Annotated in this window: 20 protein-coding genes; 13 read left to right on the top strand and 7 right to left on the bottom strand. The window is 68.5% G+C overall.

The features are described from left to right. Window positions 1–40: 40 nt before the first annotated feature. The 9 genes from G020_RS0105425 (at window position 41) to G020_RS0105385 (ending at window position 8,027) form a co-directional block, all read left to right on the top strand. Window positions 41–2,314, top strand: coding sequence for a chemotaxis protein CheA (locus G020_RS0105425; RefSeq protein WP_024328899.1), 2,274 nt, complete (start codon window positions 41–43; stop codon window positions 2,312–2,314). Between the two features lie 2 nt (window positions 2,315–2,316). Next, the gene (locus G020_RS0105420; protein WP_018945952.1) at window positions 2,317–3,429 is read left to right on the top strand and encodes a chemotaxis response regulator protein-glutamate methylesterase; all 1,113 of its coding nucleotides are present in this window, start codon (window positions 2,317–2,319) and stop codon (window positions 3,427–3,429) included. A gap of 1 nt (window position 3,430) precedes the next feature. Further along, a complete protein-coding gene (locus tag G020_RS0105415; RefSeq protein WP_018945953.1) occupies window positions 3,431–4,174 on the top strand; it encodes a flagellar motor protein in 744 nt (247 codons plus the stop codon). A 7-nt stretch (window positions 4,175–4,181) separates the two neighbouring features. After that, window positions 4,182–5,057 (top strand): flagellar motor protein MotD, encoded by an 876-nt coding sequence (motD, locus tag G020_RS0105410; protein ID WP_024328898.1) that lies wholly within the window; start codon window positions 4,182–4,184, stop codon window positions 5,055–5,057. A gap of 17 nt (window positions 5,058–5,074) precedes the next feature. Next, on the top strand, window positions 5,075–5,878 hold the full coding sequence (locus G020_RS0105405; protein WP_018869467.1) for a ParA family protein: 804 nt from the start codon (window positions 5,075–5,077) through the stop codon (window positions 5,876–5,878). Next, window positions 5,875–6,624 carry a chemotaxis protein CheW gene (locus G020_RS0105400; RefSeq protein WP_024328897.1) on the top strand — a complete coding sequence of 250 codons (750 nt, stop codon included), beginning with the start codon at window positions 5,875–5,877 and terminating at the stop codon, window positions 6,622–6,624. Before G020_RS0105405 ends, G020_RS0105400 begins: the two co-directional genes overlap by 4 nt. Before the next feature lie 137 nt (window positions 6,625–6,761). Then, the gene (locus tag G020_RS0105395; RefSeq protein ID WP_018869465.1) at window positions 6,762–7,220 is read left to right on the top strand and encodes a chemotaxis protein CheW; all 459 of its coding nucleotides are present in this window, start codon (window positions 6,762–6,764) and stop codon (window positions 7,218–7,220) included. A 73-nt stretch (window positions 7,221–7,293) separates the two neighbouring features. Beyond that, window positions 7,294–7,521 (top strand): hypothetical protein, encoded by a 228-nt coding sequence (locus G020_RS0105390; protein ID WP_018869464.1) that lies wholly within the window; start codon window positions 7,294–7,296, stop codon window positions 7,519–7,521. A gap of 83 nt (window positions 7,522–7,604) precedes the next feature. Next, on the top strand, window positions 7,605–8,027 hold the full coding sequence (locus tag G020_RS0105385; RefSeq protein WP_018869463.1) for a DUF2802 domain-containing protein: 423 nt from the start codon (window positions 7,605–7,607) through the stop codon (window positions 8,025–8,027). 10 nt (window positions 8,028–8,037) lie between these two features. Here the strand turns inward: G020_RS0105385 and G020_RS0105380 are convergent, their stop codons facing one another. Beyond that, complete coding sequence (locus G020_RS0105380; protein ID WP_018945956.1) at window positions 8,038–8,355, bottom strand: EscU/YscU/HrcU family type III secretion system export apparatus switch protein; 318 nt, start codon at window positions 8,353–8,355, stop codon at window positions 8,038–8,040. Then, window positions 8,352–9,545 carry a flagellar hook-length control protein FliK gene (locus tag G020_RS0105375; protein ID WP_024328895.1) on the bottom strand — a complete coding sequence of 398 codons (1,194 nt, stop codon included), beginning with the start codon at window positions 9,543–9,545 and terminating at the stop codon, window positions 8,352–8,354. The genes G020_RS0105380 and G020_RS0105375 overlap by 4 nt, the downstream gene beginning before the upstream one ends. Before the next feature lie 156 nt (window positions 9,546–9,701). Here G020_RS0105375 and G020_RS0105370 point away from each other — a divergent pair, with 156 nt between their 5' ends. Further along, window positions 9,702–10,208: a low molecular weight protein-tyrosine-phosphatase gene (locus G020_RS0105370; RefSeq protein WP_024328894.1), complete on the top strand. Its 507-nt coding sequence runs from the start codon at window positions 9,702–9,704 to the stop codon at window positions 10,206–10,208. 59 nt (window positions 10,209–10,267) lie between these two features. Here G020_RS0105370 and G020_RS0105365 read toward each other — a convergent pair whose 3' ends face one another. Continuing rightward, the gene (locus tag G020_RS0105365) at window positions 10,268–13,312 is read right to left on the bottom strand and encodes an Rne/Rng family ribonuclease (RefSeq protein ID WP_024328893.1); all 3,045 of its coding nucleotides are present in this window, start codon (window positions 13,310–13,312) and stop codon (window positions 10,268–10,270) included. A 477-nt stretch (window positions 13,313–13,789) separates the two neighbouring features. Between G020_RS0105365 and G020_RS0105360 the strand changes: the two genes are divergently transcribed. Genes G020_RS0105360 through G020_RS0105350 form a run of 3 tightly spaced genes read left to right on the top strand, consistent with a single transcriptional unit; the run spans window position 13,790 to window position 16,463 of the window. Next, on the top strand, window positions 13,790–14,773 hold the full coding sequence (locus tag G020_RS0105360) for an RluA family pseudouridine synthase (RefSeq protein ID WP_018945960.1): 984 nt from the start codon (window positions 13,790–13,792) through the stop codon (window positions 14,771–14,773). After that, window positions 14,770–15,474: an HAD family hydrolase gene (locus G020_RS0105355; RefSeq protein WP_018945961.1), complete on the top strand. Its 705-nt coding sequence runs from the start codon at window positions 14,770–14,772 to the stop codon at window positions 15,472–15,474. Before G020_RS0105360 ends, G020_RS0105355 begins: the two co-directional genes overlap by 4 nt. Window positions 15,475–15,503: 29 nt before the next feature. After that, complete coding sequence (locus G020_RS0105350; RefSeq protein WP_018945962.1) at window positions 15,504–16,463, top strand: S49 family peptidase; 960 nt, start codon at window positions 15,504–15,506, stop codon at window positions 16,461–16,463. A gap of 67 nt (window positions 16,464–16,530) precedes the next feature. On the opposite strand, the gene G020_RS0105345 is transcribed toward G020_RS0105350, so the two are convergent. The 4 genes from G020_RS0105345 to G020_RS0105330 are packed head-to-tail and all read right to left on the bottom strand — an operon-like array spanning window position 16,531 to window position 22,745. Then, window positions 16,531–17,226 carry a CsiV family protein gene (locus G020_RS0105345; RefSeq protein ID WP_024328892.1) on the bottom strand — a complete coding sequence of 232 codons (696 nt, stop codon included), beginning with the start codon at window positions 17,224–17,226 and terminating at the stop codon, window positions 16,531–16,533. Continuing rightward, complete coding sequence (gene mfd / locus G020_RS0105340) at window positions 17,227–20,697, bottom strand: transcription-repair coupling factor (protein ID WP_024328891.1); 3,471 nt, start codon at window positions 20,695–20,697, stop codon at window positions 17,227–17,229. 51 nt (window positions 20,698–20,748) lie between these two features. Continuing rightward, entirely contained in the window at window positions 20,749–21,669 is a 921-nt protein-coding gene (locus G020_RS0105335; RefSeq protein WP_024328890.1) for a carbon-nitrogen hydrolase, read from the bottom strand. Beyond that, window positions 21,666–22,745 carry an agmatine/peptidylarginine deiminase gene (locus G020_RS0105330; protein ID WP_024328889.1) on the bottom strand — a complete coding sequence of 360 codons (1,080 nt, stop codon included), beginning with the start codon at window positions 22,743–22,745 and terminating at the stop codon, window positions 21,666–21,668. Before G020_RS0105330 ends, G020_RS0105335 begins: the two co-directional genes overlap by 4 nt. Window positions 22,746–22,750: the final 5 nt, after the last annotated feature.

Raw genomic sequence — 22,750 nt, 5'->3', positions numbered from 1 at the left:
CATCTGCCGACGATTCGAGTCACCGGAACGGAGAGACCGCATGGCCATCGACCCCAACGACGAAATCCTCCAGGACTTCCTGATCGAGGCGGGGGAGCTGCTGGAAGGCCTGAACGAACAGCTGATCGACCTGGAACAGCATCCGGACGATACCGATCTGCTGAATGCGGTCTTCCGCAGTTTCCATACCATCAAGGGCGGGGCCGGTTTTCTCGGGCTGGACCCGCTGGTGACGGTCTGCCACAACGCCGAAGACGTCTTCAACCTGTTGCGCAATCACGAACGTCAGGTGGACGGTCATCTGATGGACACGATGCTGCGGGTCCTGGACTCGCTCAACGTGATGTTCGGCGAGCTGCGCGACGGCCAGGAGCCGACGCCGGCGCCCGAAGATCTGGTCGACACCCTGCGAAGCATGGCGCGCAACGAAACGGTCCCCGCCGCCGGCGGCGGGGACGAAGCCGCCCCGGTCGCGGAAGAAACGCCGGACGCGGCTCCGGCCGGGGAGGCAGCACCGGGATCGGCCGACGACTGGCCGGAGGAGGCGCTGAAGGAAGCGGCCGAGCCGGCGCCGGCAGCGGATGACGCGCCGGGCGACGACGAAGTCCGCGTGGGTGCCGGGGACGAGATCACCGACGACGAGTTCGAGGCCCTGCTGGACAGCCTGCACGGAGACCAGCCACCGAAACCGGTGGATCCGGGCACGGCAGCGGAGTCGGCCCCGGATGTCGCGGCCACGGATGGCGGTGACGCGGGTGGTGGCGACGACGAGATCACCGACGATGAGTTCGAGAGCCTGCTCGACGAACTGCAGGCGAAAGGAGCCGGCCCACCCACCACGCCGGCCGAACCGGCCGAGCCGGGCCCGTCCGCCGCTGCGGAACCGGTTCCGGAAGGTTCGGCGTCCGCCGCCGGGGCCGGCGGCACCGAACACGCGGACACCGCGCCTGCCGCAGAGCCGGCGGCAGCCTCGCCCGGAGGCACGGGCGGGAAGGAACAGAAGGCGGAAAGTTCCGGTCCGGCGCCCACGTCCGGCGGTGGGCGCGGCGGTGCTTCCGGCGGGGGTGCCGGGGGCGGCGGCCAGGGCGGTGGCGGAAATCAGGGCGAGACTTCGGTGCGCGTGGATACCGAGCGCCTCGACGAGATCATGAATCTTGTGGGCGAGCTGGTGCTGGTGCGCAACCGGCTGAGCATGCTGCGCTCCGAGCACGTGGACGATGAACTGGGCAAGGCGATCAGTTCGCTGGCGCTGGTGACCTCCGACCTCCAGGCCTCGGTAATGAAGACCCGCATGCAGCCGGTGAAGAAGGTCTTCAACCGTTTCCCTCGCGTGATCCGCGATCTCTCCCGGAATCTGGGCAAGGAAATCGATCTGGAGATCTTTGGCGAGGAGACCGACCTCGACAAGAACCTGGTCGAGGCCCTGTCGGACCCGATGGTGCATCTGGTGCGCAATGCGGTGGACCACGGGATCGAGATGCCCGACGAGCGCGAGGCAGCCGGCAAGCCGCGGCGCGGCACGGTGGTCCTCGGGGCCGCCCAGGAGGGCGACCATATCGCCCTGATCATCAAGGACGACGGACGTGGCATGGATCCGGATGCGCTACGCCGCAAGGCGGTGGAAAAGGAGCTGATGGAGCCCGCGATGGCCGAGCGCATGACCGACCGCGAGGCCTTCAACGTGATCTTCATGGCCGGCTTTTCGACCAAGGCCGAGATCTCGGATGTCTCCGGCCGGGGCGTGGGCATGGACGTGGTCAAGACCAGCCTGAACCAGCTCAACGGCACCGTGGAGATCGAATCGGAGGTCGGCGTCGGCACGACGTTGCGGGTGAAGCTGCCGCTGACCCTGGCGATCCTGCCGGCGCTGATGGTGATCCTGGGCGAACGCCGTTTCGCGATCCCGCTGGCGGCGGTCTCCGAGATCCTCGATCTGGACCTCACCCAGACCCATTACGTGGACGAGCAGGAAGTCATTGTGGTGCGCAACCAGACCCTGCCGATCCATTATCTGTCGCGCTGGGCGAAGCCCGGCGTGGAACCGGAACCCCGCGAGAACGCCCATGTGGTCGTGGTCCATGCGGCCGACCGCAAGGTCGGCCTGGTGGTCGACGGTCTGGTGGGGCAGGAAGAAGTTGTCATCAAGCCTCTGGGCCAGAATCTTCAGGGGGTCAAGGGCCTGGCGGGCGCTACCATTACCGGCGATGGTGGCATTGCACTCATTCTGGATGTCTCGGACCTGGTCACCCTGCTGGTGAATCAGGTACCGGGCAGAGGGCGCGCGCGCCGGGCCGCCCGACGAGCTGAGGGCTGAGGATGCCGGTCAAGGTTCTGGTGGTGGATGATTCCGGGTTTTTCCGACGCCGGATTGCGGAGATCCTGAACGCGGATATCGGGATCGAGGTCGTGGGCACGGCCGAGGATGGCCAGAAGGCGGTCGACGCCGTGAAGGAACTGGACCCGGATGTCGTGACCATGGACATCGAGATGCCGGTGATGGACGGCATCACGGCGGTCCGCAAGATCATGGCGGACCATCCGCGACCGATCCTGATGTTCTCCAGCCTGACCACCGAGGGTGCCCAGGCGACCCTGGACGCGCTGGAGGCCGGGGCGGTTGACTTTCTGCCCAAACGCTTCTCCGACATGGCCGGGGACGAAGACAGTGCGCGTGCCCTGCTGCGCCGGCGGGTCCGCAGTCTGGCGCGCAGCCGCGCTCGTTCCTCCAGTGCGCCGGGAGGGGACCGGCCGAAAACCGAGGCACCCGTGTCGGAACGCCGGCAGGCGGCGGACCGCAAGGCGAGCGAAACCGCGCGCGAGACGCCCAAGCCGCCGGTGGCCCGTCCGCCGGCACCGCTCAGTTCCCTGCGCGCGGTACTGATCGGGACCTCCACCGGCGGCCCGGTGGCGTTGCAGGAGGTGCTCAAGCACCTGCCGGCGAACTTCCCGCTCCCGGTGGTGCTGGTCCAGCACATGCCGGCAAGCTTCACCCCGGCGTTCGCCGAGCGGCTGGACGCGATCTGCCCGATCCGCATCAAGCAGGCGGTGGACGGCGACTTCCTGCGTCCGGGCACGGCTCTGCTGGCCCCCGGTGGCCAGCAGCTGACGCTGGAACGCGGTTCCCAGACCCGCGTGCGGGTGACCGAGAGTCCGGCGGGCACCATCTACAAGCCGAGCGTGGACGCGGCCTTCGAATCGGCCGTCGATGCGCTGCGCGGCCAGGTCCTGGCCGTCATCCTGACCGGCATGGGGGCGGACGGCCGCGAGGGCGTGCGCGCGCTGAAGGGTTGCGGGGCCCAGGTGTGGTCACAGGATGCGGCGACCTCGGTGGTGTACGGCATGCCGGCGGCCGTCGCGGAGGCCGGATTGACGGACCACGTGTATCCGTTGCAGGAGATCGGGCCGGCACTGGTCAAGGGGTTCTGCTGACGTGGATATCCTGAGCCTCATCGGGATTCTCCTGGGGCTCGTTGCGGTGCTGGGCGGCAGCATCGCCAAGGGTAGCGGGATCGGTGCGCTGTGGAATGCCGCGGCGTTCATCATCGTGGTGCTGGGAACCCTCGGCGCGACGCTGGTGCAGGCGCGCCTGGGAGTCTTCATGCACGGCATGAAGATGCTGCCGTGGGTCTTTCGTCCGCCGGCGATCGACAACGCTGCGATGATTCGCCGCGTGGTGGAATGGTCGAACATCGCGCGCAAGGAAGGACTTCTCGGACTGGAGAGCGTAGCCGAAGAGGAACGCGACCCGTTCGCCCGCAAGGGGCTGCAGCTGCTGGTGGACGGATCCGAACCGCAGGTGATCCGGCAGATCCTGGAATCCGACGTGGACAACCGCGAGGCCTTCGATCTGCAAGGCGCCAAGGTCTTCGAGAGCATGGGGGTGTATGCGCCCACGCTCGGCATCGTGGGCGCGGTCATGGGGCTGATGGCGGTAATGCAGAACCTGACCGATCCGGATCGCCTGGGCGCCGGGATCGCGGCCGCGTTCGTGGCCACGGTCTACGGGATCGCTTCGGCGAATCTGCTGTTTCTGCCGGTGGCAAACAAGCTGAAGGCACTGGTGCAGGAGCGCTCCCGTCATCAGGAGATGCTGATGGAGGGTCTGATCGCGATCGCGGAGGGAGAGAACCCGCGCAATATCGAGAGCAAGCTCGGCGGCTACGTGCACGGGTAGGACGAACATGGCCCGGCGCAAACATCAGGAGGAGGAAGCCAACCACGAAGCCTGGGCAATCCCCTACGGCGATCTTGTGACGCTGCTGCTCGCGTTTTTCGTGGTGATGTATGCGATCTCCTCGGTCGACGAGGGCAAGTACCGGGTGTTGTCCGACTCGCTGGTGGAAGCCTTCGGCACCCCGGGGCAGCTGGAGCCGATCCAGGTCGGCGATCCCGGTGTGGTCGCGCCACCGTCGGACGCGGACGTACCGCGTTCGCTGGCGCCCATCGACATCCGGCCGGGGCTGCTGGATGACGGCCCGCAAGCGCTGGACCGGGCGGCCTCGGGGCTGTTCGAGGAACGCGGCGATGAAGACCTGCAGGGCCTGCTGGACGAGATCGCCGAGGTGGCCGCCGAGATCGAATCGGCGATGGCACCGATGATCGAGGACGGGCAGGTGGACGTGACGCGGGACACGTACTGGCTGGAGATCGAGATCACCAGCCAGCTGCTGTTCCCCAGCGCCGAGGCCACCCTGAACCCGGACGCGGAGCCCGTGCTGGAAGATATCGCGGGGGTGCTGGCGCCGCGCGCGGCGCGCATTCACGTCGAGGGGCATACCGACAATGTGCCGATTACCACCGCGGTCTATCCTTCCAACTGGGAACTGTCCGCCGCGCGGGCGGCCACAGTGGTCAGGATGTTCGAACAACAGGGCATGGACCCGGCCGACATGGTGGCGCTCGGGCACGGGGAATATCGACCGGTGGCGGACAACGAGACCGCGGCCGGGCGGGCGGAAAACCGCCGGGTGGCGATCGTGGTGCTGCCCGGGGCGCCCCCGCGCGAAGACGGACAACGGGAACCGGAACAGCTGCGCGACGAATTGCCGTCGCCGTAGCCACGAGAGGACGTCGCATGAAGATCTGGGCAGTGGCCAACCAGAAGGGCGGGGTGGGCAAGACCACCACGACGGTGACCCTGGGCGGACTGCTGTCCGGTCCGGACCAGCGTGTGCTGCTGGTGGACATGGACCCTCACGGCTCGCTCACCGCGTATTTCGGACACGACCCCGAGACCGCGACGCGTGGCGTGTACGAACTGTTCAATCAGGCGGTGGAAGGCGAGCGTCCGGACCCGGCCGGGCTGATACGCGAGACACCGTTCCCGGGACTGGATCTGCTGACCGCGAGTACCGCGCTGGCGACGCTTGACCGTCAGCTCGGTACGCGGGGCGGCATGGGGCTGGTGCTGCGCCATGCCCTGGAGGGCGTGCAGGACGACTACGACTATGTCCTGATGGACTGCCCGCCGATGCTGGGCGTGCTGATGGTGAACGCCCTGGCGGCCTGCGACGAACTGCTGGTCCCGGTACAGACGGAATTCCTCGCCCTGAAGGGGCTGGAGCGCATGATCAACACCCTGACGATGGTCCAGAAATCGCGCAAGGCACAGCTGAACTACCGCATCATCCCGACCCTGTTCGACCGGCGAACCCGCGCGGCGCACGAGGCGCTGGCCGAGTTGCGGCGGCAGTACGGCGACGAGGTCTGGTCCGGAGTGATTCCGGTGGATACCAAGTTCCGTGATGCCTCCAGCGCAGGACAGCCGCTGTGCTTCATGATCCCGGATGCCCGCGGCGTGCTGGCCTATGCCGACCTGCTGGAAACCATCGGCGGACGGCTGCCCCGGACCCATGGGGAGAGGAGACAGGCAAAATGAGCCGTCACCGGCAACAGAACGGGCCGCTGCTCGCCGAGCCGCAGGCCCTCGAGGACTACTTCGGCGACCTGCTGGATGCGCCGGAGCCGGCCCCCGCCGAGCAGAAGGAGGAACGATCCGCGCAGAACCCCCGTACTCGGGTGGCGGAGGCGCCGCCGGGTCCGCGCAGCCTGATGCGCGACGACATCCTGGAGCCGGTAGACACCCCGGTGGAGGTTCCGGCGAGCGAACTGGCGCCGGTTTCCGGCCCCGCCGCACCGCCGCCGGAAACTCCCGTGGGTCCGACGTATCCCCGGCCGGAAAAGCCGTTTTCGGCCCTGGTGATCGAAGCCGGGCCCCTGACCCTGCTGGCACCCCTGGTGGACCTCGGAGGCGTGACGCCGCTGGATAAGTTGAACATCCGCCCGACGCCGGCGCATTCCCCCTGGTATCTGGGGATCGCGGACAGCAAGCAGGGGCGGGTGCAGTTGATCGACCTGGCCGCCATCGTGACGCCGTCGGACCGGGAGTACGAACCGGACACCGCGCGTCAGGTGGTGTTCCTCGCGAACTCGCGCTTCGCGCTGGCCTGCCGGGCGATCCACGGGACCCGCACGATCGATCCCGAGCAGTTGCGCTGGCGCAGCGAACGGCGCCGGCTGCCGTGGCTGGCGGGCGTGGATCGGGAGAAGATGGCGACCCTGCTGGACCTGACGGCATTGCACGGCAGTCTCGAGGCCGGGGACTGGGAGTCCGGCCAGGAGTGAACCACCGGCCGGAGCAGGTGGCATTCAAGTCGCCGGGACGTCGGCCGTTACATTGAAAAAGAATCCATGTTGCGTGTCCGTCCCGCGGACACGACCGCTCCAAGAGGATGAGCATGAGCGCACAAGACGTTGAATCCATGGCCAAGGCCGATACCGCTCCGTACGTAACCTTCAGCCTGGCCGACGAGACCTACGCCATCGACGTGCTCCAGGTCCAGGAGGTGCTGAAGGTGTCGGATATCGCGCCGGTGCCCGGCGTACCGGATTACATCCTCGGCATCATCAACCTGCGCGGCAACGTGGTCACGGTGATTGATGCGCGTCGGCGCATGGGGCTGGAGGATCGCGAGCCGGACGATGCCTCGCGTATCGTCATCATCGACGTGGACGATCAGAACGTGGGGATCCTGGTGGATTCGGTGTCCGAGGTGGTACGGATTTCGCCCGACAGCGTGGAGGCGGCGCCGGAGGTCGGCAACGACGAAAGCAGCCGTTTCATCCAGGGCGTAACCAGTACCGAAGCGGGTCTGACCATCCTGGTCGACCTGAACAAGCTCCTCTCCGACGAGGAGTGGGCGCAGCTGCGGGAGCTGTAGCTCGGCGCTGGCTTCGCCCGGTCGGGCGGGACGGCGCACCGATGCACGGGCAGACCGTGCGGGAGGTGAAAAAATGGTGGACGAGCTCCAGCACGACCGTTCCGTACGGCCGCTTTACCCGGTCCTCAGGCCACCTCGCGACGTGCGTCCGGTGCACACCAGTGTGGCCGGCCACGCCCTCAGCGACGACCATGATCGCGACCCGATCCTGCGCCCCGGGATCCCCCCGGCCCAGCAAAAACCGCCACGCCTGGCCGAACGCGAACGGCGCCGGGGCGGGAGGATCGACGAATACGCCTGATTGCCGTCGCATCGCATCTCCGGACTGGCCTCGGACCGTGACTTCACGCGACAATCGGGCCAGCCAACGGGGAGCACGGGTTGATGGGAGAGAATCTACTGGTCTGGCTTGCGGCGGGGATCGCGCTGCTGGCCACCATCGTGGCGGGATTCGCCGTTGCGCTGGTGCTGCTGCTGCGGCGGCAGCTCACGGCTCTGCGGCAGGACTACCAGCGCCAGGCGACCTCCCTGATGGCCCTGCAGGGGGCGATGAAGGTCCTGTCCGAGGGGGTAATCAATCACGGTCAGGCGCAGGCTTCGGTACAGCGGGCGCTGGAACGCCTGCACGACCAGCACACCGAGCTGCGTGCGCGTGACCCGGACCAGGGGTCGTACGAGAAAGCCATCCAGCTGGTCCGCGAGGGTTATCCGCGCGAGGAAGTCCGCCGGCTCTGCAGCCTGACCGCCGCGGAACTGGACCTGATCTACAGCCTGCACGGTGCCGGGAGCGCGCGTGACGACGACTGACGGGGGCTGATCAGGATCGTCCGAGGTCCTCCGGCGTGATCCCCGCCAGCAGGAACACGAAGGCCAGTACCTCCGCCACGGCAACGTAAAGCTCCTCGGGGATCTCCTCGCCCAGCGGCACCTGGGCCAGGGCTTCGGTCAGGGCGGTGTCATGATGCAGCGGGATATCGTGTTCCTCGGCGATCCGGAGGATCTCCTCGGCGGTCACTCCGGCGCCCGACGCGGTGATGCGCGGTGCCTGCCGGCGATCCCACTCCAGGGCGACGGCCCGGTCATGCCCCGGTGCCCCCGTGGCCCCGCCCGTTCGCCTGTCGCGGCCACGGGTCATGCTTGTTCGTCCAGCATGCCGTGCGCCCGGTCCGGCCAAGCCTGCGGATCGGTATCCACGTCGCCCTGGCGCACCGCAAGACTCGCCGGTTCCAGGTCGCGCGCGACCAGGTTGTCGCGCAGGGACCCCTGGCCGGCCTGCAGGCGTTCCACGGTCTCCGCACGTTCGGCGGTAAAATGTACGTGCAGTTGTCCGGCCCGTGAATGCAGCACGATGAGGGTCGGACCCAGGGCCGGCAGATCGAGGGTCAGGTGACAGCGCCAGTCGCCTTCGGTGGCCCCGTCGTGCTCGCCGGCGTGTCGTTCGATCTCGCCATGCAGGCCCTGTACCCCCTGCGGGGTGCGAAACGGCAGTTCGAACAGCCAGCGCTGAGGATCCGCTCCGTCGCCGGTGGCCTGCAGCTGGAGACTGGCGAGGCGAGCCAGCATGCCCTCCAGCAGCGGGCCCGTCCCGCCCGCGGGGGCCGACCCGGCACCGCCGCCCGGGCCGGTACCGGGCATCTGCCGCAGGGCGTCGGCCGCCCGCAGCAGCCGGGCCTTGAGGTCGCCCGACACGTTCGGGCCCGCGCTGCCCGGTGTGCCGGACTGGGCCAGCATGGACTCCAGCCACACCCCGGAGGCACGCGTCGCCTGCTGCAGCCCTTCGGGGCGGGTCAGGCCGGAGGCGTCGGGGAGACCGCGCACCAGGGCGTCGATGCGCGTCGAGGCCGTGTCGGCGCGGGTGTCCGGAGGCGTTGCCGCGGCGGAGAGGGCCTGCAGCGTTGGCGCCAGGGCGCGCGCCGCGGGCAGGGTCCGGCGCAGCAAGGCCCCCAGGCGATCCGTCTCCGCCGACGACCCGGTCCCGATGCCCGGTGAACCCGCGGCCGGCAGGAGCCGCACTTCCAGCGAGGGCGAGCTGCGCGTGACCTCGGCCATCAGGCGCTGGCCGCTTTCGGCACGGGCAGCCAGCGCCTCGGACATCGCGCCGGCCAGCCGAGCGACCATCACGCCGGGGCGATCGCCACTACCACCGCTACCACCCCCGGTGGCGGGCACTTGCAGCCGGACGTTGCCGTCCGCCAGGCGCTCGATCATGCGGACCTCCATCCGCTGTCCAACGGCGGCCAGCGGATCGCGGACCCCGCCGGCACGCGCACCGTCCGCGGAGGCGGGGAGGGGTAGCAGAGGACGCGAGCCGGTGAAATCGCCCATGGGAACGCTCTTCTCGCTGGAATGCCGGATCAGCATGGCACAAAGCCCGGCTCGGGCGGAACCTCGGGCACGAGCATGCCTGCTTGTCACAAGGGCCGCGGCCGGGCAGGCTCCTGCCGCGTCGAGTCATTTATTCATCAACAGAGGAAACAACACATGTCCAAGCTGCGTGTACTCATGGTCTGCATGGGTAACATCTGTCGTTCGCCGATGGCACATGGCGTACTCGAACAGCGCCTGCGCGAGCGCGGGCTGGAGAACGTGATCGAAGTCGATTCCGCCGGGACCCATGGCTATCACATCGGCTCCGGGCCGGATCCCCGGGCGCGCGATGAAGCCCGGGGCCGCGGCTACGACATCAGCCACCTGCGCGCGCGCCAGCTGGAGCGCGAAGACTTCGATGAATTCGACTACATCCTGGTAATGGACGAGGCGAACGAGCGGATTGCTCGCCAGTTGCAGGGCAAGGATACGCGCGCCCGCCTGCAACGCTTCCCCGAGTACGCCGTGAACCGGCCGGAAACCGACGTCCCGGACCCGTATTACGGTGGAGGGGAGGGTTTCGTCCATGTGATGGACCTGGTCGAGGCGGCCGCGGACGGCCTGCTCGAGCACTTCGAACGCGAGCACGGCATCCGGCCGCGGAACGGATCCACCGGCTGACCGGGAATCCCGCCTCCACAGGTGCGTGCCTGCGGGGGCGGGATTCATGGAACCGGCCCTCAGTCCTTCTTCGACCCGGAACCGTCTGCGTCCGTCTCGCCGCCGGTGTCCGCGGGCTTGCTGTCCCCGGCGTCCGCCGCCGGGCTGGCGTCGGAGGCCTCGCTCGCGGGTGCGCTCTTGCGGGACCGGGTCGAGCTCGTGCGGCGACGGCGGCTGGACGGGGCCGTGCTGGCCTCCGGGGATTCGTCGGATGATCCGGCTTCGGAAGCCGCGTCGCTGGCGGGCTCCGTCACCGGCTCCGCGCTGCCCTCGTCACTCGTATCGCCCTCCACCTTTTGCGCGGCCCGCGAACGTCCGCGGCTGCCGGAGGAACGCCGCCGACGGCTGCTGCTTCCACCCGCGTCTTCGCCGGTGTCATCGCTGGCCGCCTCCGGAGCCTGCTCCGCCTGTGCCTCGGCAGGGGCCTGGTTGTCCGCGTCCCCTTCGCTGGCGGCGGATTCCTTCTTTTTCGCCGGCTTGCGGGTGCGGGGCTTCCGCCCGCCGGATGCCGATGCCGCCTCGCTGTCTTCCTGCGAGGGGCTTGCCTCCGGAGCTTCGGCGTCCGGCGCGGCGGCTGGCGCCGGTTCGGCGTCGGAGCGGACCGGGGTGGTGGCCTGCGATTCGGATTCGCTGCTGTCGGCCGTGGGCTCGCCGGAGTCGGTGCCGCTGGAGTCGGTGGCGTTGGCGTCCTGGTCGTCACGGGGCTCCTGGCTGTCCGCTGCCGCGTCGCCGCTGCGGGAACGGCCACCGCGACGCCGGCCACCACGGCGGGAACGCCGGCTGCGCGTCCGCCCCTTGCCGTCATCCCCGCTGTCCTCGCCGCTACCGGAGGTCTCCGGCGCACGATCCGCGGCTTCCTGTGTGGTGGCCTCTACGGGCGTATCCGCGCTGGTTTCGGCCGTCTTCGGGCCTTCATTCGCGCCTTCGGGGGCGGTCTTGTCTTCGCTTTTGTCTTCACCCTTGCGGGACTTGTCGGCGCCGCCGGCCTTGCCGGAACGCCCGCCGCCGGCGGACTTGCCCTTGCCTTCGCCGGCCTCGCCAGTCTTCTCCTTGCGCGGCTTGTCATCACCTTCGGGCTTGCCGCCGTTCCGGCCGCCACCCTTGCCGGCGCGCGTTTCCTCCCCGGACTTGTCGGGTTTGTCCGACTTGCGGGACTTGTCACCCTTGCCGCCACGGGAACGGCGGCTGCCATTACCACCGCTGTCGCCGCTCCGGTCGCCGGACTTGCGGTTGCGATCCGCCCCGCGCTCGCCGCCCTTGCCACGGCGCCCGCCACGCGCTTCGCCCTCTACCGGCGTGTCGGCTTCGGTCGGCGTGCCGGCGGTGCTGGCCGGGGGACGGCTGTTGGGGAACAGCGCGGACCAGATGCGTCCGAAGAAGCCAGGCTGGGCCACCGGTTCCGGCGGCGGCCCGGCCGGAGCGGAGGGGGCCGCGCCGGTCGGCGGCGCGGCCGGGGACTCCGGCGGTGGTGCGGATACCCTGACGCCCTGAACCAGCGGCTTTTCCGGCTTCTGCCGGCGCTCCTGGTGCGGGTCCGGGTCTTCCTCCACGATCTCCACCAGCTGGTGGCTGCTGCGATCGCTGACCACGTCCTCGCGTTCGTCGCCGCGCACGCGCTGCACGGTGAAATGCGGGGTAAAGAACTGCGGGTTGGGGATGATGCTGATCTCGACCCCATGACGCTCTTCGATCTCGCCGATGGCCTGGCGCTTCTCGTTGAGCAGGAAGGTGCCCACGTCCACCGGGACCTGGGCCAGGACCAGGCCCGTACGGTCCTTCATGCCTTCCTCCTCCATCAGACGCAGGATGGACAGCGCCATGGATTCCACGCTGCGGATCTGGCCGTGGCCGTGGCAGCGCGGGCAGGTGATCTGACTGGATTCGCCCAGCGAGGAGCGCAGCCGCTGGCGCGACATTTCCAGCAGCCCGAAGCGGCTGATGCGGCCGACCTGAACGCGCGCGCGGTCCATCTCCAGCGCCTCGCGCAGGCGGTTCTCGACCTCGCGCTGATGCTTGTTGGCGCTCATGTCGATGAAGTCGATGACGATCAGGCCGCCGAGATCACGGATCCGCAGCTGCCGCGCGACTTCCTCCGCCGCTTCCAGGTTGGTGTGGAAGGCCGTCTCCTCGATGTCGCCGCCCTTGGTCGAGCGCGCCGAGTTGACGTCGATGGAGATCAGCGCCTCGGTATGGTCGATCACCAGGGCACCGCCGGAGGGCAGCTGCACCTCGCGATCGAAGGCACTCTCGATCTGGCTTTCGATCTGGTAGCGGTTGAACAGCGGGACCGGGTCGGTGTAGTGCTTCAGCTTGCGCAGGCTGTTGGGCATGACCATGCGCACGAACTCGTCGGCCTGTTCGTAGATGGTGTCATCGTCGATGATCACCTCGCCGACATCGGTGCGCATGTGGTCGCGCAGGGCACGGATGATGACGTTGCTTTCCTGGTGGATCAGGGCAGGGGCCCGGGCCTTTTTCGAGGCCTCGGTCACCGCCGACCACAGCGCTGTCATGTAATCGAGGTCCCACTGGAGCTCTTCGGTGCTGCGGCCGACACCGGCGGTGCGGGCAATCAGGCCCATCTCTTCGGGGATGTTCAGGCCCGACAGGGCCTCGCGCAGTTCGGCCCGGTCCTCGCCCTCGATACGGCGCGAGACGCCGCCGGCCTTCGGGTTGTTGGGCATCAGGACCAGGTAGCGCCCGGCCAGGCTGATGAAGGTCGTGAGCGCCGCACCCTTGGTGCCACGCTCTTCCTTTTCGACCTGGACCAGGATCTCCAGGCCTTCCTTCAGGAACTCGCGGACGGGCTTGTCGCTGTCGGCCGGTGCTCCCACCGCCGAATGGGCGATTTCCTTGAACGGCAGGAAGCCGTGGCGGTCAGCCCCGAAGTTGACGAAGGCCGCTTCGAGGCTGGGCTCGACGCGGGTGATCTTCGCCTTGTAGATGTTGGCTTTCTTGCGCTCGCGCGAGGGAAGTTCGATGTCGAGGTCGTACAGCCGCTGGCCGTCGACCATGGCGACGCGCAGCTCTTCCGGCTGCGTTGCGTTGATCAGGATGCGTTTCATGCGATGGACTCGTTGGGGCGTCCCGCTGCTCCCCGGCAGGGCCGGTCGGGCGGGCGGTGACCGTGCGGCACGGATGCTGTGCTGAAAGAGTGCGCGCAGGGGCGGCGCGTAGCGTGAGCCAGCGCGCCAGCCAGGTATTCACCAGCAGCCACGGGATCAGCCGTCCTTCTGGACAGCGACCGGGGAAGCAGGACTGGGTTAAAAGAAATAGTGTCACGCGTTCGCTCTTGGCGAGGGCCGTCCGGCCCCGGCGCCTGAGGCGCGGGCCGGAGCGGTGGATGATTCGTGGCGGCGTACGCCCGAAACGGGGTACCGCCAGCGGGCAATGTAGGATACAAGGCCCTGCCGCGGCAAGTTTTTTGCTACTTTATGATGACGGACGGCAGGATCCGTTCTGTTCCCCGGGTGAGATCGTCGCGGCGTCGGCAAGCACGGCGCGCATGGCCGCGGGCAGGGGACTGCGGTAGCATTCCGCGCATGAAATCCCGATCTTCCGACGCCGGCGCTTCCGGCCCCCGCGAGCTGGTGGTGGGCGAGCGCGCCGACGGCCAGCGTCTCGACAATTTCCTGTTGCGCGAACTCAAGGGCGTGCCGCGGAGTCTGCTCTACCGGCTGATCCGCAAGGGGGCCATCCGCGTGGACGGCCGGCGGGTCAGCGCGCGCCAGCGCCTGGCCACGGGCTCGAAGGTCCGCGTGCCGGACCTCGAGCGTCCGCAGGAGACCGGGACCCCGGATGTGCCGCCGAAGGTGCTGGAACGCCTGCGCGGGGCGATCCTGTTCGAGGACGACGACTACCTGGTGCTGGACAAGCCCTCGGGTCTGGCGGTGCACGGGGGCAGCGGTCTGCCCTTCGGGATCATCGAGGCGATGCGGGTGTTGCGGCCGGATGCGTCGCTGGAACTGGGTCACCGCCTGGACCGCGAGACCTCCGGGTGTCTGGTGCTGGCCAAGGGGCGCGAGCCGCTGCAGGCCCTGCACGAAGCCCTGCGCGACGGGCGCGTGGACAAGCGTTACCTGGCGTTGCTGGTCGGCCGCTGGAAAGATGATCAGCCCATCCATTGCGATGCCCCGCTGGGCGCGGATCGCGGCGACGACGGGCGCCGTCGCATGTCCGCGGCGGGCGACACCGGCGGACGCCAGCGCGCGGCGAACAGTGTGTTCATGCCGCTGGAAGCCCATGGCGCCTTTCAGCTGGCCGAGGTCCGCATCGGCACCGGACGGACCCACCAGATCCGGGTGCATGGCCGCGAGATCGGTCATCCGGTCGCGGGCGATCATGAGTACGGCCTGCCGGATGCCAATCGCAGGCTGCGTCAGCTGGGCCTCGAACGCCTGTTCCTGCATGCCCAGGCGCTGCGCTTCGAGGACGGAAGGGGCGAGGAGCGGATCTTTTCCGCTCCCATGCCGGACGAACTGCAGCAGGTGCTGGAAAATCTGGACACGGCGGACACGACGACATGAAGGCAACGGGCACGGATACGCAGGTGGCATTGCTTCCGCCCGACACCGGGGAGCTCCGCCTGGTGGTCTTCGACTGGGACGGGACGCTGATGGACTCGCCGCGGCGCATCATCCATTGCCTGCGCCGCGCGGCCCGCGAGCACGGCCTTCCCGAGCGCGAGGAAAGCGCGCTGCGTGGCATCATCGGGCTGGGGGTGCAGGCGGCGGTACGTCAGCTCCATCCCGAACTGGACGATGCCGGGATACAGGCGTTCGCCGCGAGCTACCGCCAGTGTTACCTGGAGGCCACGGATGCCCCGGACGAGCCGCTTTACGCCGGCGTGGAGGCGCTGCTGGAGGACCTGGACCGGCGCGAGATCCTGCTGGCGGTGGCCACGAGCAAATCCCGCGCCGGGCTCGACCGGACGCTGGCGGCCAGTGGACTGGGCCCCCGCTTCGTGGCCACCGTGACCAGTGACGAGCAGCCGTCCAAGCCCGGCCCCGCGATGCTGGAGGACCTGTTGCGGCGTACCGGGGTCGCCCGCGAGCGGGCGCTGATGGTGGGCGACAGCATCTACGATCTGCAGATGGCGCGGGCGGCCGGGGTACGGGCAGTGGGGATCACCCACGGGGCCCACTCGGATGCGCGCCTCGCCGCCGAGGAACCGGCGGCGCTGGTGCCGGACATTCCCGCGCTGCACCGCCGACTGATGGAACCGTGACGGACCGCGGCTAGAAGAGGACGAACGAGATGGGATGGTCGAAAGACGACAAGCCGGGCTGGGAACGTGAAACCCTGGAGAACCTGGTCCAGGCGCAGGTCATCGAACAGCGCCGCGCGCGCCGTTGGGGCATCTTTTTCAAGATCCTGCTGTTCGCCTATCTGTTCGCCCTGCTGATCCTGGTGCGGGGCGACGGCTTCGACAGCTGGTTCGAAACCGACAGGAAACCCTCGGAACACGTGGCCGTGGTGGACGTGGACGGCATGATCGCGGCCTCGGCCCGCGCCAATGCGGAGGACCTTACCCGGACGCTCAAGCGGGCGTTCGAGGATGACGGCACGCAGGCGGTGATGCTGCGCATCAACTCCGGTGGCGGCAGTCCGGTGCAGGCCGGGATCATCCACGACGAACTGCTGCGCCTGAAGGAGGAACACGAAGACATCCCCCTGTACGCGGTGATCGGGGACATCGGGGCTTCGGGCGCGTATTACATCGCGGTAGCGGCCGACGAGATCTACGCCGACCGCGCCAGCCTGGTGGGCTCCATCGGCGTGCGTCTGGACAGCTTTGGCGTGGTGGACCTGATCGACAACATCGGTGTCGAGCGCCGGCTGTTCACCGCGGGCGAGAACAAGGCCTTCCTCGACCCGTTCCTGCCGCTGGAGCCGGACCATGTGGATCACATGGAAGGCCTGATCACGGACGTCCATCAGCAGTTCATTGATGTGGTCCGTGCCGGACGCGGCGAACGTCTGGACGAAGACGCCGATATTTTCAACGGGCTCACCTGGACCGGCGAACGGTCCGTGGAGCTCGGGCTGACCGACGGTCTCGGCAATCCGCGCAGCGTGGCTCGCGACGTGATCGGAATCGAGGAAATGGTGGAATTCCGTCCGCGCCGCACGCCCATCCAGCTGTTCCTGGAGGACCTGGGCACAGTGGTGATGCAGCAGGTGCTGAATCTGGAATCCACGCCTCAGTGGCGATGAGCCGGTGAGCCGGAACCGGCCAGGGGCTGGGCCGCCCCGCGGACTCCATGTCCGGCGGGCGCGCGCCTCAGTCGCTGGTGTCGATGCGCGTGACGCGCGCGATCATGCCGACGACCGGGTGATCAAGATAGAACAGGTCGTCGCCCGAGTTCATCCGCTGATGCCCCCGGACGGCAATGGCGCCATCCCCGGCGGTCGCGTCATGGAAGATCAGGTCGGTCTCCAGATGCAGGAAACGACCGACCCAGACCCGCAGGCGGCCTTCCAGTTCGTGACGTTCCTCTGCCGGTTCCTGCAGGATCGGTGAGACCGGACCACGATCGTCGTACAGCGGCGTGCGGCGGTCGAGCGAGCGTCCCTCACTTACCGTCAGCCACGGCGTGGAGGCATGGTCCCGGCCGCGCTGGTCCCACGCGAGGGTGGCAATCAGGCGGCTGTCGCGATCGTCCTCGATGCGCCGGACCACATGGCCAAGGTCGAAGCCCCGGCGCGAACGCCGGTAGGTCCCTTCGCCGATCGGGCCGGAGCCGGGCGACGGCTGCAACGCGGCCCCCGTCGTTTCCAGCAACCGGCGGCTTTCTTCGGTCAGGTGCTGGAAGATCACCAGCTCGATGCGGTACTCACGCCCGACCTGGGCCAGCGCCGGAGCGGCGGGCACCAGCCAGGGCAGGGCCACCAGCGCGCCCAGCAGCCGGCGCCGACCGGGGCTGTGCGGACCGGACCGGACGTCGGTCGACGGGGACTCGCGATGTTTGCGTGACATTCAGGCCGCCTCCTGGTTGCGGCTGATGGTGTTCAAAAGGCGGTGCACCGCCTCGGTTCGGGCTTCCAGCGTCTCCATGCTGCCATGGAAGTGGAAGGCCTTCTGTCCGTCCAGACGATACCCCTGCGGGTCCGACTGCACCAGTTCCACCAGGGCGCCGATGTCCAGATCGGGATCCGTTCCAAAGACCAGGCGACCGCCGGCCGGCCCCATCTCCAGCTTGCGGATGCCCAGAGGGGTCAGCCGCAGGCGCAGCTGCGCCGCAGCGAACAGGGTGCGCGCGGCATCCGGCAGCAGACCGAAGCGGTCGACCAGCTCCACTTCCAGATCGCGCAGGGCTTCCTCGGAATCGGCGTTGCTGATGCGCTTGTACAGGATCAGGCGGGTGTGCACGTCGGGGACGTATTCGTCCGGCAGCAGCGCCGGCATTCCCAGCTCGACCTCGGTGCCGGCGGGCTCGGGGGCCTCCAGCTCGGGCATCTTGCCGGAGCGCAGGGCGCTCACCGCGCGGTTGAGGAGGTCGTTGTACATGTTGAAGCCGACCTCGGTGATCTGCCCGCTCTGCTCGTCACCCAGCAGCTCGCCGGCACCGCGGATCTCGAGGTCGTGGGAGGCAAGCGTAAAGCCGACTCCCAGGTCTTCCAGCGAGGCGATCGCCTCCAGACGCTTCTTCGCGTCCGCGGTGAGGCTCTTCCACGGCGGGGTCAGGAGATAGGCGTAGGCGCGGTGATGCGAGCGGCCGACGCGGCCGCGCAGCTGGTGCATCTGCGCCAGACCCAGCTTGTCGGCGCGGTTCATCACGATGGTGTTGGCGGTGGGCACGTCGATCCCGGTCTCGATGATGGTGGAGCAGACCAGGATGTTGTAGCGACGGTGATAGAAGTCGAGCATCACCTGTTCCAGCTCGCTCTCGCGCATCTGGCCATGCGCCACGCCGACCCGCGCCCCGGGCAGCAGTTCGCGCACCTGCGCAGCGGTCTTGTCGATGGTGTTGACCTCGTTGTGTACGAAGTACACCTGTCCGCCGCGCCGGATCTCGCGCAGGCAGGCCTCCTGGATGACCGCGTCGTTCCATTCGTTGACGAAGGTCTTCACCGCCAGGCGCTCGCGCGGCGGGGTGGTGATGACCGACAGATCGCGCAGGCCGGCCAGCGCCATGTTGAGCGTGCGCGGTATCGGCGTGGCGGTCATGGTCAGCATGTCCACCTGCGCGCGCAGCTTCTTCAGGGCCTCCTTGTGGCGCACGCCGAAGCGCTGTTCCTCGTCGACGATCACCAGCCCGAGGTTCTCGATCTTCAGATCCTTCTGCAGCAGCTTGTGAGTGCCGATCACGATGTCGACCTTCCCTTCGCGCAGGCCCTCGAGCACGGCTTCCTGCTGTTTGGCCGAGCGGAACCGCGACAGCGATTCGATCTGCACCGGCCAGTCGGCGAAGCGGTCGATGAAGTTCTGGTGATGCTGCTGCGCGAGCAGGGTGGTGGGCACCAGCACCACCACCTGCTTGTGGTTCTGCACCGCGACGAAGGCGGCGCGCATCGCCACTTCGGTCTTGCCGAAGCCCACGTCGCCGCAGATCACCCGGTCCATCGGTTGATCCGCAGCCATGTCGGACAGCACCGCATCGATCGCCTGCTGCTGGTCGAGGGTCTCCTCGAACGGGAAACCGGCGGCGAAGGCGTGATATTCGGGGGTCTCGGTCTCGAACACCGTGCCCTGCGTTGCGGCCCGGCGGGCATGGATATCCAGCAGCTCCGCGGCCACGTCACGCGCCTTCTCCGCAGCCTTGCGCCGGGCCTTGCTCCACTGCTCGCTGCCGAGGCGGTGCAGCGGGGCGTGCTCGGCATCGGCCCCGGCGTAACGGCTGATCAGGTGCAGCGAGGAGACCGGCACGTACAGCCGCGCGCCATCGGCATACTCGAGGGTGAGGAATTCGGAGGGCTGGCCGTTGATCTCCATGGTTTGCAAGCCCAGATAACGGCCCACGCCCTGTTCCTCGTGCACCACCGGGGCGCCAATGGTCAGGTCGGAGAGGTTCTGGATCACCGCGTCCGCGTCGCGGGTGGGACGGGCGCGTCGCCGGGTCTGGCGCGCCCGCTCGCCCATCAGGGCCGACTCCGGGACGACAATCAGGTCATCCGGCAGGCGGAACCCTTCGGCCAGGGTGCCCACGGTCACGTGCAGGCCCGGTTCGGCCGCGCGGAAACCCTCCCAGCCCTCTACCGCGTGGTGCTCCAGGCCATGTTCCCGCAGTAAGGTCAGAAGGGCCTCGCGGCGGCCCGCCGATTCGGTCGTTACCAGCAAGCGCGGGCGCTGCGCCATCACGCTCTGCAGTCGGGCGGCCGGTTCGTCCTTCGCGGGTTCCAGGGCCATGTCGGGCGGATCTTCGCACCGGAAGCCCACCTCGCGCCCGCGCCCGGCGGGCAGGGGAGCGGGGTTGGCTCCCAGGGCGAGCCCGGACGTGTCCCCCAGTGCCCCGGCCAGCGCCTCGGGGTTGAGATACAGCTCGTCCGGAGGGAGCAGGGGCCGGTCCACCTGATGACGCAGCTGGTCATAGCGCTGGAAGACCTCGTCGGCGAACTGCGCGGCTGCGGTGGCGATGTCGCCCACCTGCACCACGCGGGCCTGCGGGCAGTAGTCGAACACCGTATCCAGCGCTTCGAAGAACAGCGGCAGGTAGGATTCGATGCCCGGCGGCACAAGTCCTTCCGAGATGTCGCGATAGATCGGGTGGCTGCCGGGATCACCTTCGAAACGGGTGCGGTAGCGGCTGCGAAATTCCCGGATCGCCTCTTCATGCAGCGGAAATTCGTGGCTGGGCAGGATCTCGAGGCGCTCGGTGGTCTCGGTGGAGCGCTGGGATTCCGGGTCGAAATGGCGCAGCGAGTCGATCTCGTCGTCGAGGAACTCGATGCGCACCGGCTGTTCCGCGCCCATCGGGAACAGATCCAGGATCTCCCCGCGTACCGCGAATTCGCCGTGGCCGATCACCTGCTGTACCGGGTTGTAGCCCGCCTGAACGAGGTCCTCGCGCAGCTGCATGCGGTCGAGACGCTGACCCTTGTGCAGCGCGATGCCCTGTTCCGCCAGCCACTGGCGCGGGGGCAGGCGCTGCATCAGGGTGGCCACCGGCATCAGGATGATGCCGCGCTCCAGTCCGGGCAGGCGGTACAGGGTGCGCAGCCGTTCGGAGATGATGTCCTCGTGGGGCGAGAACACGTCGAACGGCAGGGTCTCCCAGTCGGGCAGGCGCAGCAGGGGGATGTCCTGCCCGGCGGTGAAGAACGACCACTCTTCCTCCCACTGGTCCGCGGCCTCGTTGGATTCCGTGATCACCAGCAGCGGGTGCGGGAAATCCCCGGCGGCCTGCGCCAGTGCCAGCGTGCTGGCACTGGGGCCCAGGCCGGTCCAGGTCTCGAACCCGGAGCGGGGAAGGCGGCCGGGATTCAGGGGGTTGCGCAGTTCTTCGGACATGCGGTGTGAAGCTTTCGGAATGGCGGACGCGGCATTATACGGATTCCGCGCTTACGATTCCGGGTCGATGTAGCGCTTCAGGATAGGGTCGTAGGCGTCGATGCGCCGGTCCCGCAGGAACGGCCACATGCGCCGGACGGTGTCGACGCGGGCGATGTCCAGGGTAAACGCCAGGACCTCGGGCGCGTGCTCGCCGGCGCGGGCGAGGAATTCGCCCTGCGGGCCGGCCACAAAGCTGCTGCCCCAGAAATGGGCGCCGGCAGACGCGCCCGACGGGTCGCGTTCGTGCCCGGTGCGATTGCACGCGACGAGCGGCAGACCGTTGGCCACCGCGTGCCCGCGCTGAACCGTGATCCAGGCTTCGCGCTGGCGTTCGCGTTCGTCCGGGGGATCCTCCGGATCCCAGCCAATGGCGGTGGGATAGATCAACACCTCGGCTCCGGACAGGGCCGTGATCCGGGCGGCTTCGGGGTACCACTGGTCCCAGCAGACGAGCACGCCCAGCCGGCCCACGGAAGTATCGATCGGCCTGAAGCCGGTATCCCCGGGGGTGAAGTAGAACTTTTCGTAATAGCCCGGGTCGTCGGGGATGTGCATCTTGCGGTACGTGCCCACCAGGCGCCCGTCGCTTTCCAGCACCACCGCGGTGTTGTGGTAGAGCCCGGGCGCGCGGCGCTCGAACAGCGACCCCACCAGCACCACGCCGTGGCGCCGGGCGATCTCGCCGAGGCGGCGGGTGGAGGGGCCAGGGATCGGCTCGGCGCGATCAAAGGTCGCGGCATCTTCCGTCTGGCAGAAGTAGGGGCCGGTGTGCAGCTCGGCCAGCACGACCAGCCGCGCGCCACCGGCCGCGGCCTCGGCCACCGCGTCCTCGGTAACCTGCAGGTTGGCGTCGACGCTGCCGGTATCGCGATGCTGGACCAGTGCGGCCTGCAGGGGCGCCCGGCGATCGGGACGGGGTGCGGCGGTCATGCGTTGGCGGCTTCGTCTTCCTCCGGGATGCCGAGGGCGCCCCGCGGATAATGCATGGTCAGACAGTGCAGACTGCCACCCTGACGCAGTACCGCGCGGGCGTCCAGCAGCAGGACGTCGCGTCCGGGAAAGGCCTCGGCCAGACGTTCGCGGGCCACGGCATCGGCCGGATCATCGTGCGCCGGCACCAGCACCGCGCCGTTGAGCAGGACGAAATTGGCGTAGGTGGCCGGCAGGCGCCGGCCGGCATGCTCCAGAGGCCGCGGCCAGGGCAGGGGGATCAGGTGGTAGGGCTCACCCGAGGCCTGATGCAGTGCCTCGAGTTGTCGCTCCATCGCCGCCAGTTCCGCGTAGTGCGGGTCTTCGGGGTCGTCGCAGTGCTGGTAGGCGATGGTGTCCGGGGCGCAGAAGCGCGCCAGGGTGTCGATGTGGCCATCGGTGTCATCGCCTTCCAGGTGGCCGTGCTCCAGCCAGAGGATCCGCCGGGCGCCCAGGTGCTGGCGCAACGCGGCCTCGATGGTTGCATCGTCGAGCTCCGGATTGCGACCGGCGTGGCGCAGGCAGGAGCGGGTCACCAGGAGGGTGCCCTGACCGTCACTATCGATGCTGCCCCCCTCCAGCACCAGGGGGACGTCTTCCACCGGGCTGGTGCCGAAGACCCCCTGCGCGGCGAGGGCGGCGGTGATCGCATCGTCCCGGTCGGCGGGATATTTGCCGCCCCAGCCATTGAAGGTGAAGTCCAGCAGATGTGGCCGACCCTGGTGATACACCGTGATCGGGCCGTGATCGCGCGCCCAGGTGTCGTTGGAATCGGCGAGCGCGAACCACAGACGGTCGCTGCGGATGCCGGCTTCCACCAGCAGCCCGGAAAAAGACTCGATGTGTTCGGGATCACGGGCCACGATCAGGACCGGTTCGTACTGGCTGATGGCGGCCGCAAGCCGGGCGAACACCGGCTCGACCTCTTCCAGGCTGTCGGCCCAGTCGCTGTCCGCATGCGGCCAGGTCAGCTGAATACCCGCATGCGGCTCCCATTCCGCCGGCAGCCGGCGGAGGTTTTCGTATCCCGTTTCCAAGGCGG

This window comes from Thioalkalivibrio sp. ALR17-21 (assembly GCF_000420185.1).
Classification (GTDB): Bacteria; Pseudomonadota; Gammaproteobacteria; order Ectothiorhodospirales; family Ectothiorhodospiraceae; genus Thioalkalivibrio; species Thioalkalivibrio halophilus.
The sequence above is the reverse complement of the archived record's forward strand: the minus strand, read 5'-3'. Positions and strand labels throughout refer to the sequence as shown.

What these genes read in the sequence shown, in the direction of transcription:
- G020_RS0105420 (WP_018945952.1), top strand. Translation starts at nt 2,317, where the DNA reads ATGCCGGTCAAGGTTCTGGTGGTGGATGATTCCGGGTTTTTCCGACGC.
- G020_RS0105380 (WP_018945956.1), bottom strand. Translation starts at nt 8,355, where the DNA reads ATGACCCGTGGCCGCGACAGGCGAACGGGCGGGGCCACGGGGGCACCG.
- G020_RS0105400 (WP_024328897.1), top strand. Translation starts at nt 5,875, where the DNA reads ATGAGCCGTCACCGGCAACAGAACGGGCCGCTGCTCGCCGAGCCGCAG.
- G020_RS0105335 (WP_024328890.1), bottom strand. Translation starts at nt 21,669, where the DNA reads ATGACCGCCGCACCCCGTCCCGATCGCCGGGCGCCCCTGCAGGCCGCA.
- G020_RS0105350 (WP_018945962.1), top strand. Translation starts at nt 15,504, where the DNA reads ATGGGATGGTCGAAAGACGACAAGCCGGGCTGGGAACGTGAAACCCTG.
- G020_RS0105395 (WP_018869465.1), top strand. Translation starts at nt 6,762, where the DNA reads ATGGCCAAGGCCGATACCGCTCCGTACGTAACCTTCAGCCTGGCCGAC.
- G020_RS0105385 (WP_018869463.1), top strand. Translation starts at nt 7,605, where the DNA reads ATGGGAGAGAATCTACTGGTCTGGCTTGCGGCGGGGATCGCGCTGCTG.
- G020_RS0105405 (WP_018869467.1), top strand. Translation starts at nt 5,075, where the DNA reads ATGAAGATCTGGGCAGTGGCCAACCAGAAGGGCGGGGTGGGCAAGACC.
- G020_RS0105360 (WP_018945960.1), top strand. Translation starts at nt 13,790, where the DNA reads ATGAAATCCCGATCTTCCGACGCCGGCGCTTCCGGCCCCCGCGAGCTG.
- G020_RS0105345 (WP_024328892.1), bottom strand. Translation starts at nt 17,226, where the DNA reads ATGTCACGCAAACATCGCGAGTCCCCGTCGACCGACGTCCGGTCCGGT.
- G020_RS0105365 (WP_024328893.1), bottom strand. Translation starts at nt 13,312, where the DNA reads ATGAAACGCATCCTGATCAACGCAACGCAGCCGGAAGAGCTGCGCGTC.
- motD (WP_024328898.1), top strand. Translation starts at nt 4,182, where the DNA reads ATGGCCCGGCGCAAACATCAGGAGGAGGAAGCCAACCACGAAGCCTGG.
- G020_RS0105425 (WP_024328899.1), top strand. Translation starts at nt 41, where the DNA reads ATGGCCATCGACCCCAACGACGAAATCCTCCAGGACTTCCTGATCGAG.
- mfd (WP_024328891.1), bottom strand. Translation starts at nt 20,697, where the DNA reads ATGTCCGAAGAACTGCGCAACCCCCTGAATCCCGGCCGCCTTCCCCGC.
- G020_RS0105355 (WP_018945961.1), top strand. Translation starts at nt 14,770, where the DNA reads ATGAAGGCAACGGGCACGGATACGCAGGTGGCATTGCTTCCGCCCGAC.
- G020_RS0105390 (WP_018869464.1), top strand. Translation starts at nt 7,294, where the DNA reads ATGGTGGACGAGCTCCAGCACGACCGTTCCGTACGGCCGCTTTACCCG.
- G020_RS0105375 (WP_024328895.1), bottom strand. Translation starts at nt 9,545, where the DNA reads ATGGGCGATTTCACCGGCTCGCGTCCTCTGCTACCCCTCCCCGCCTCC.
- G020_RS0105370 (WP_024328894.1), top strand. Translation starts at nt 9,702, where the DNA reads ATGTCCAAGCTGCGTGTACTCATGGTCTGCATGGGTAACATCTGTCGT.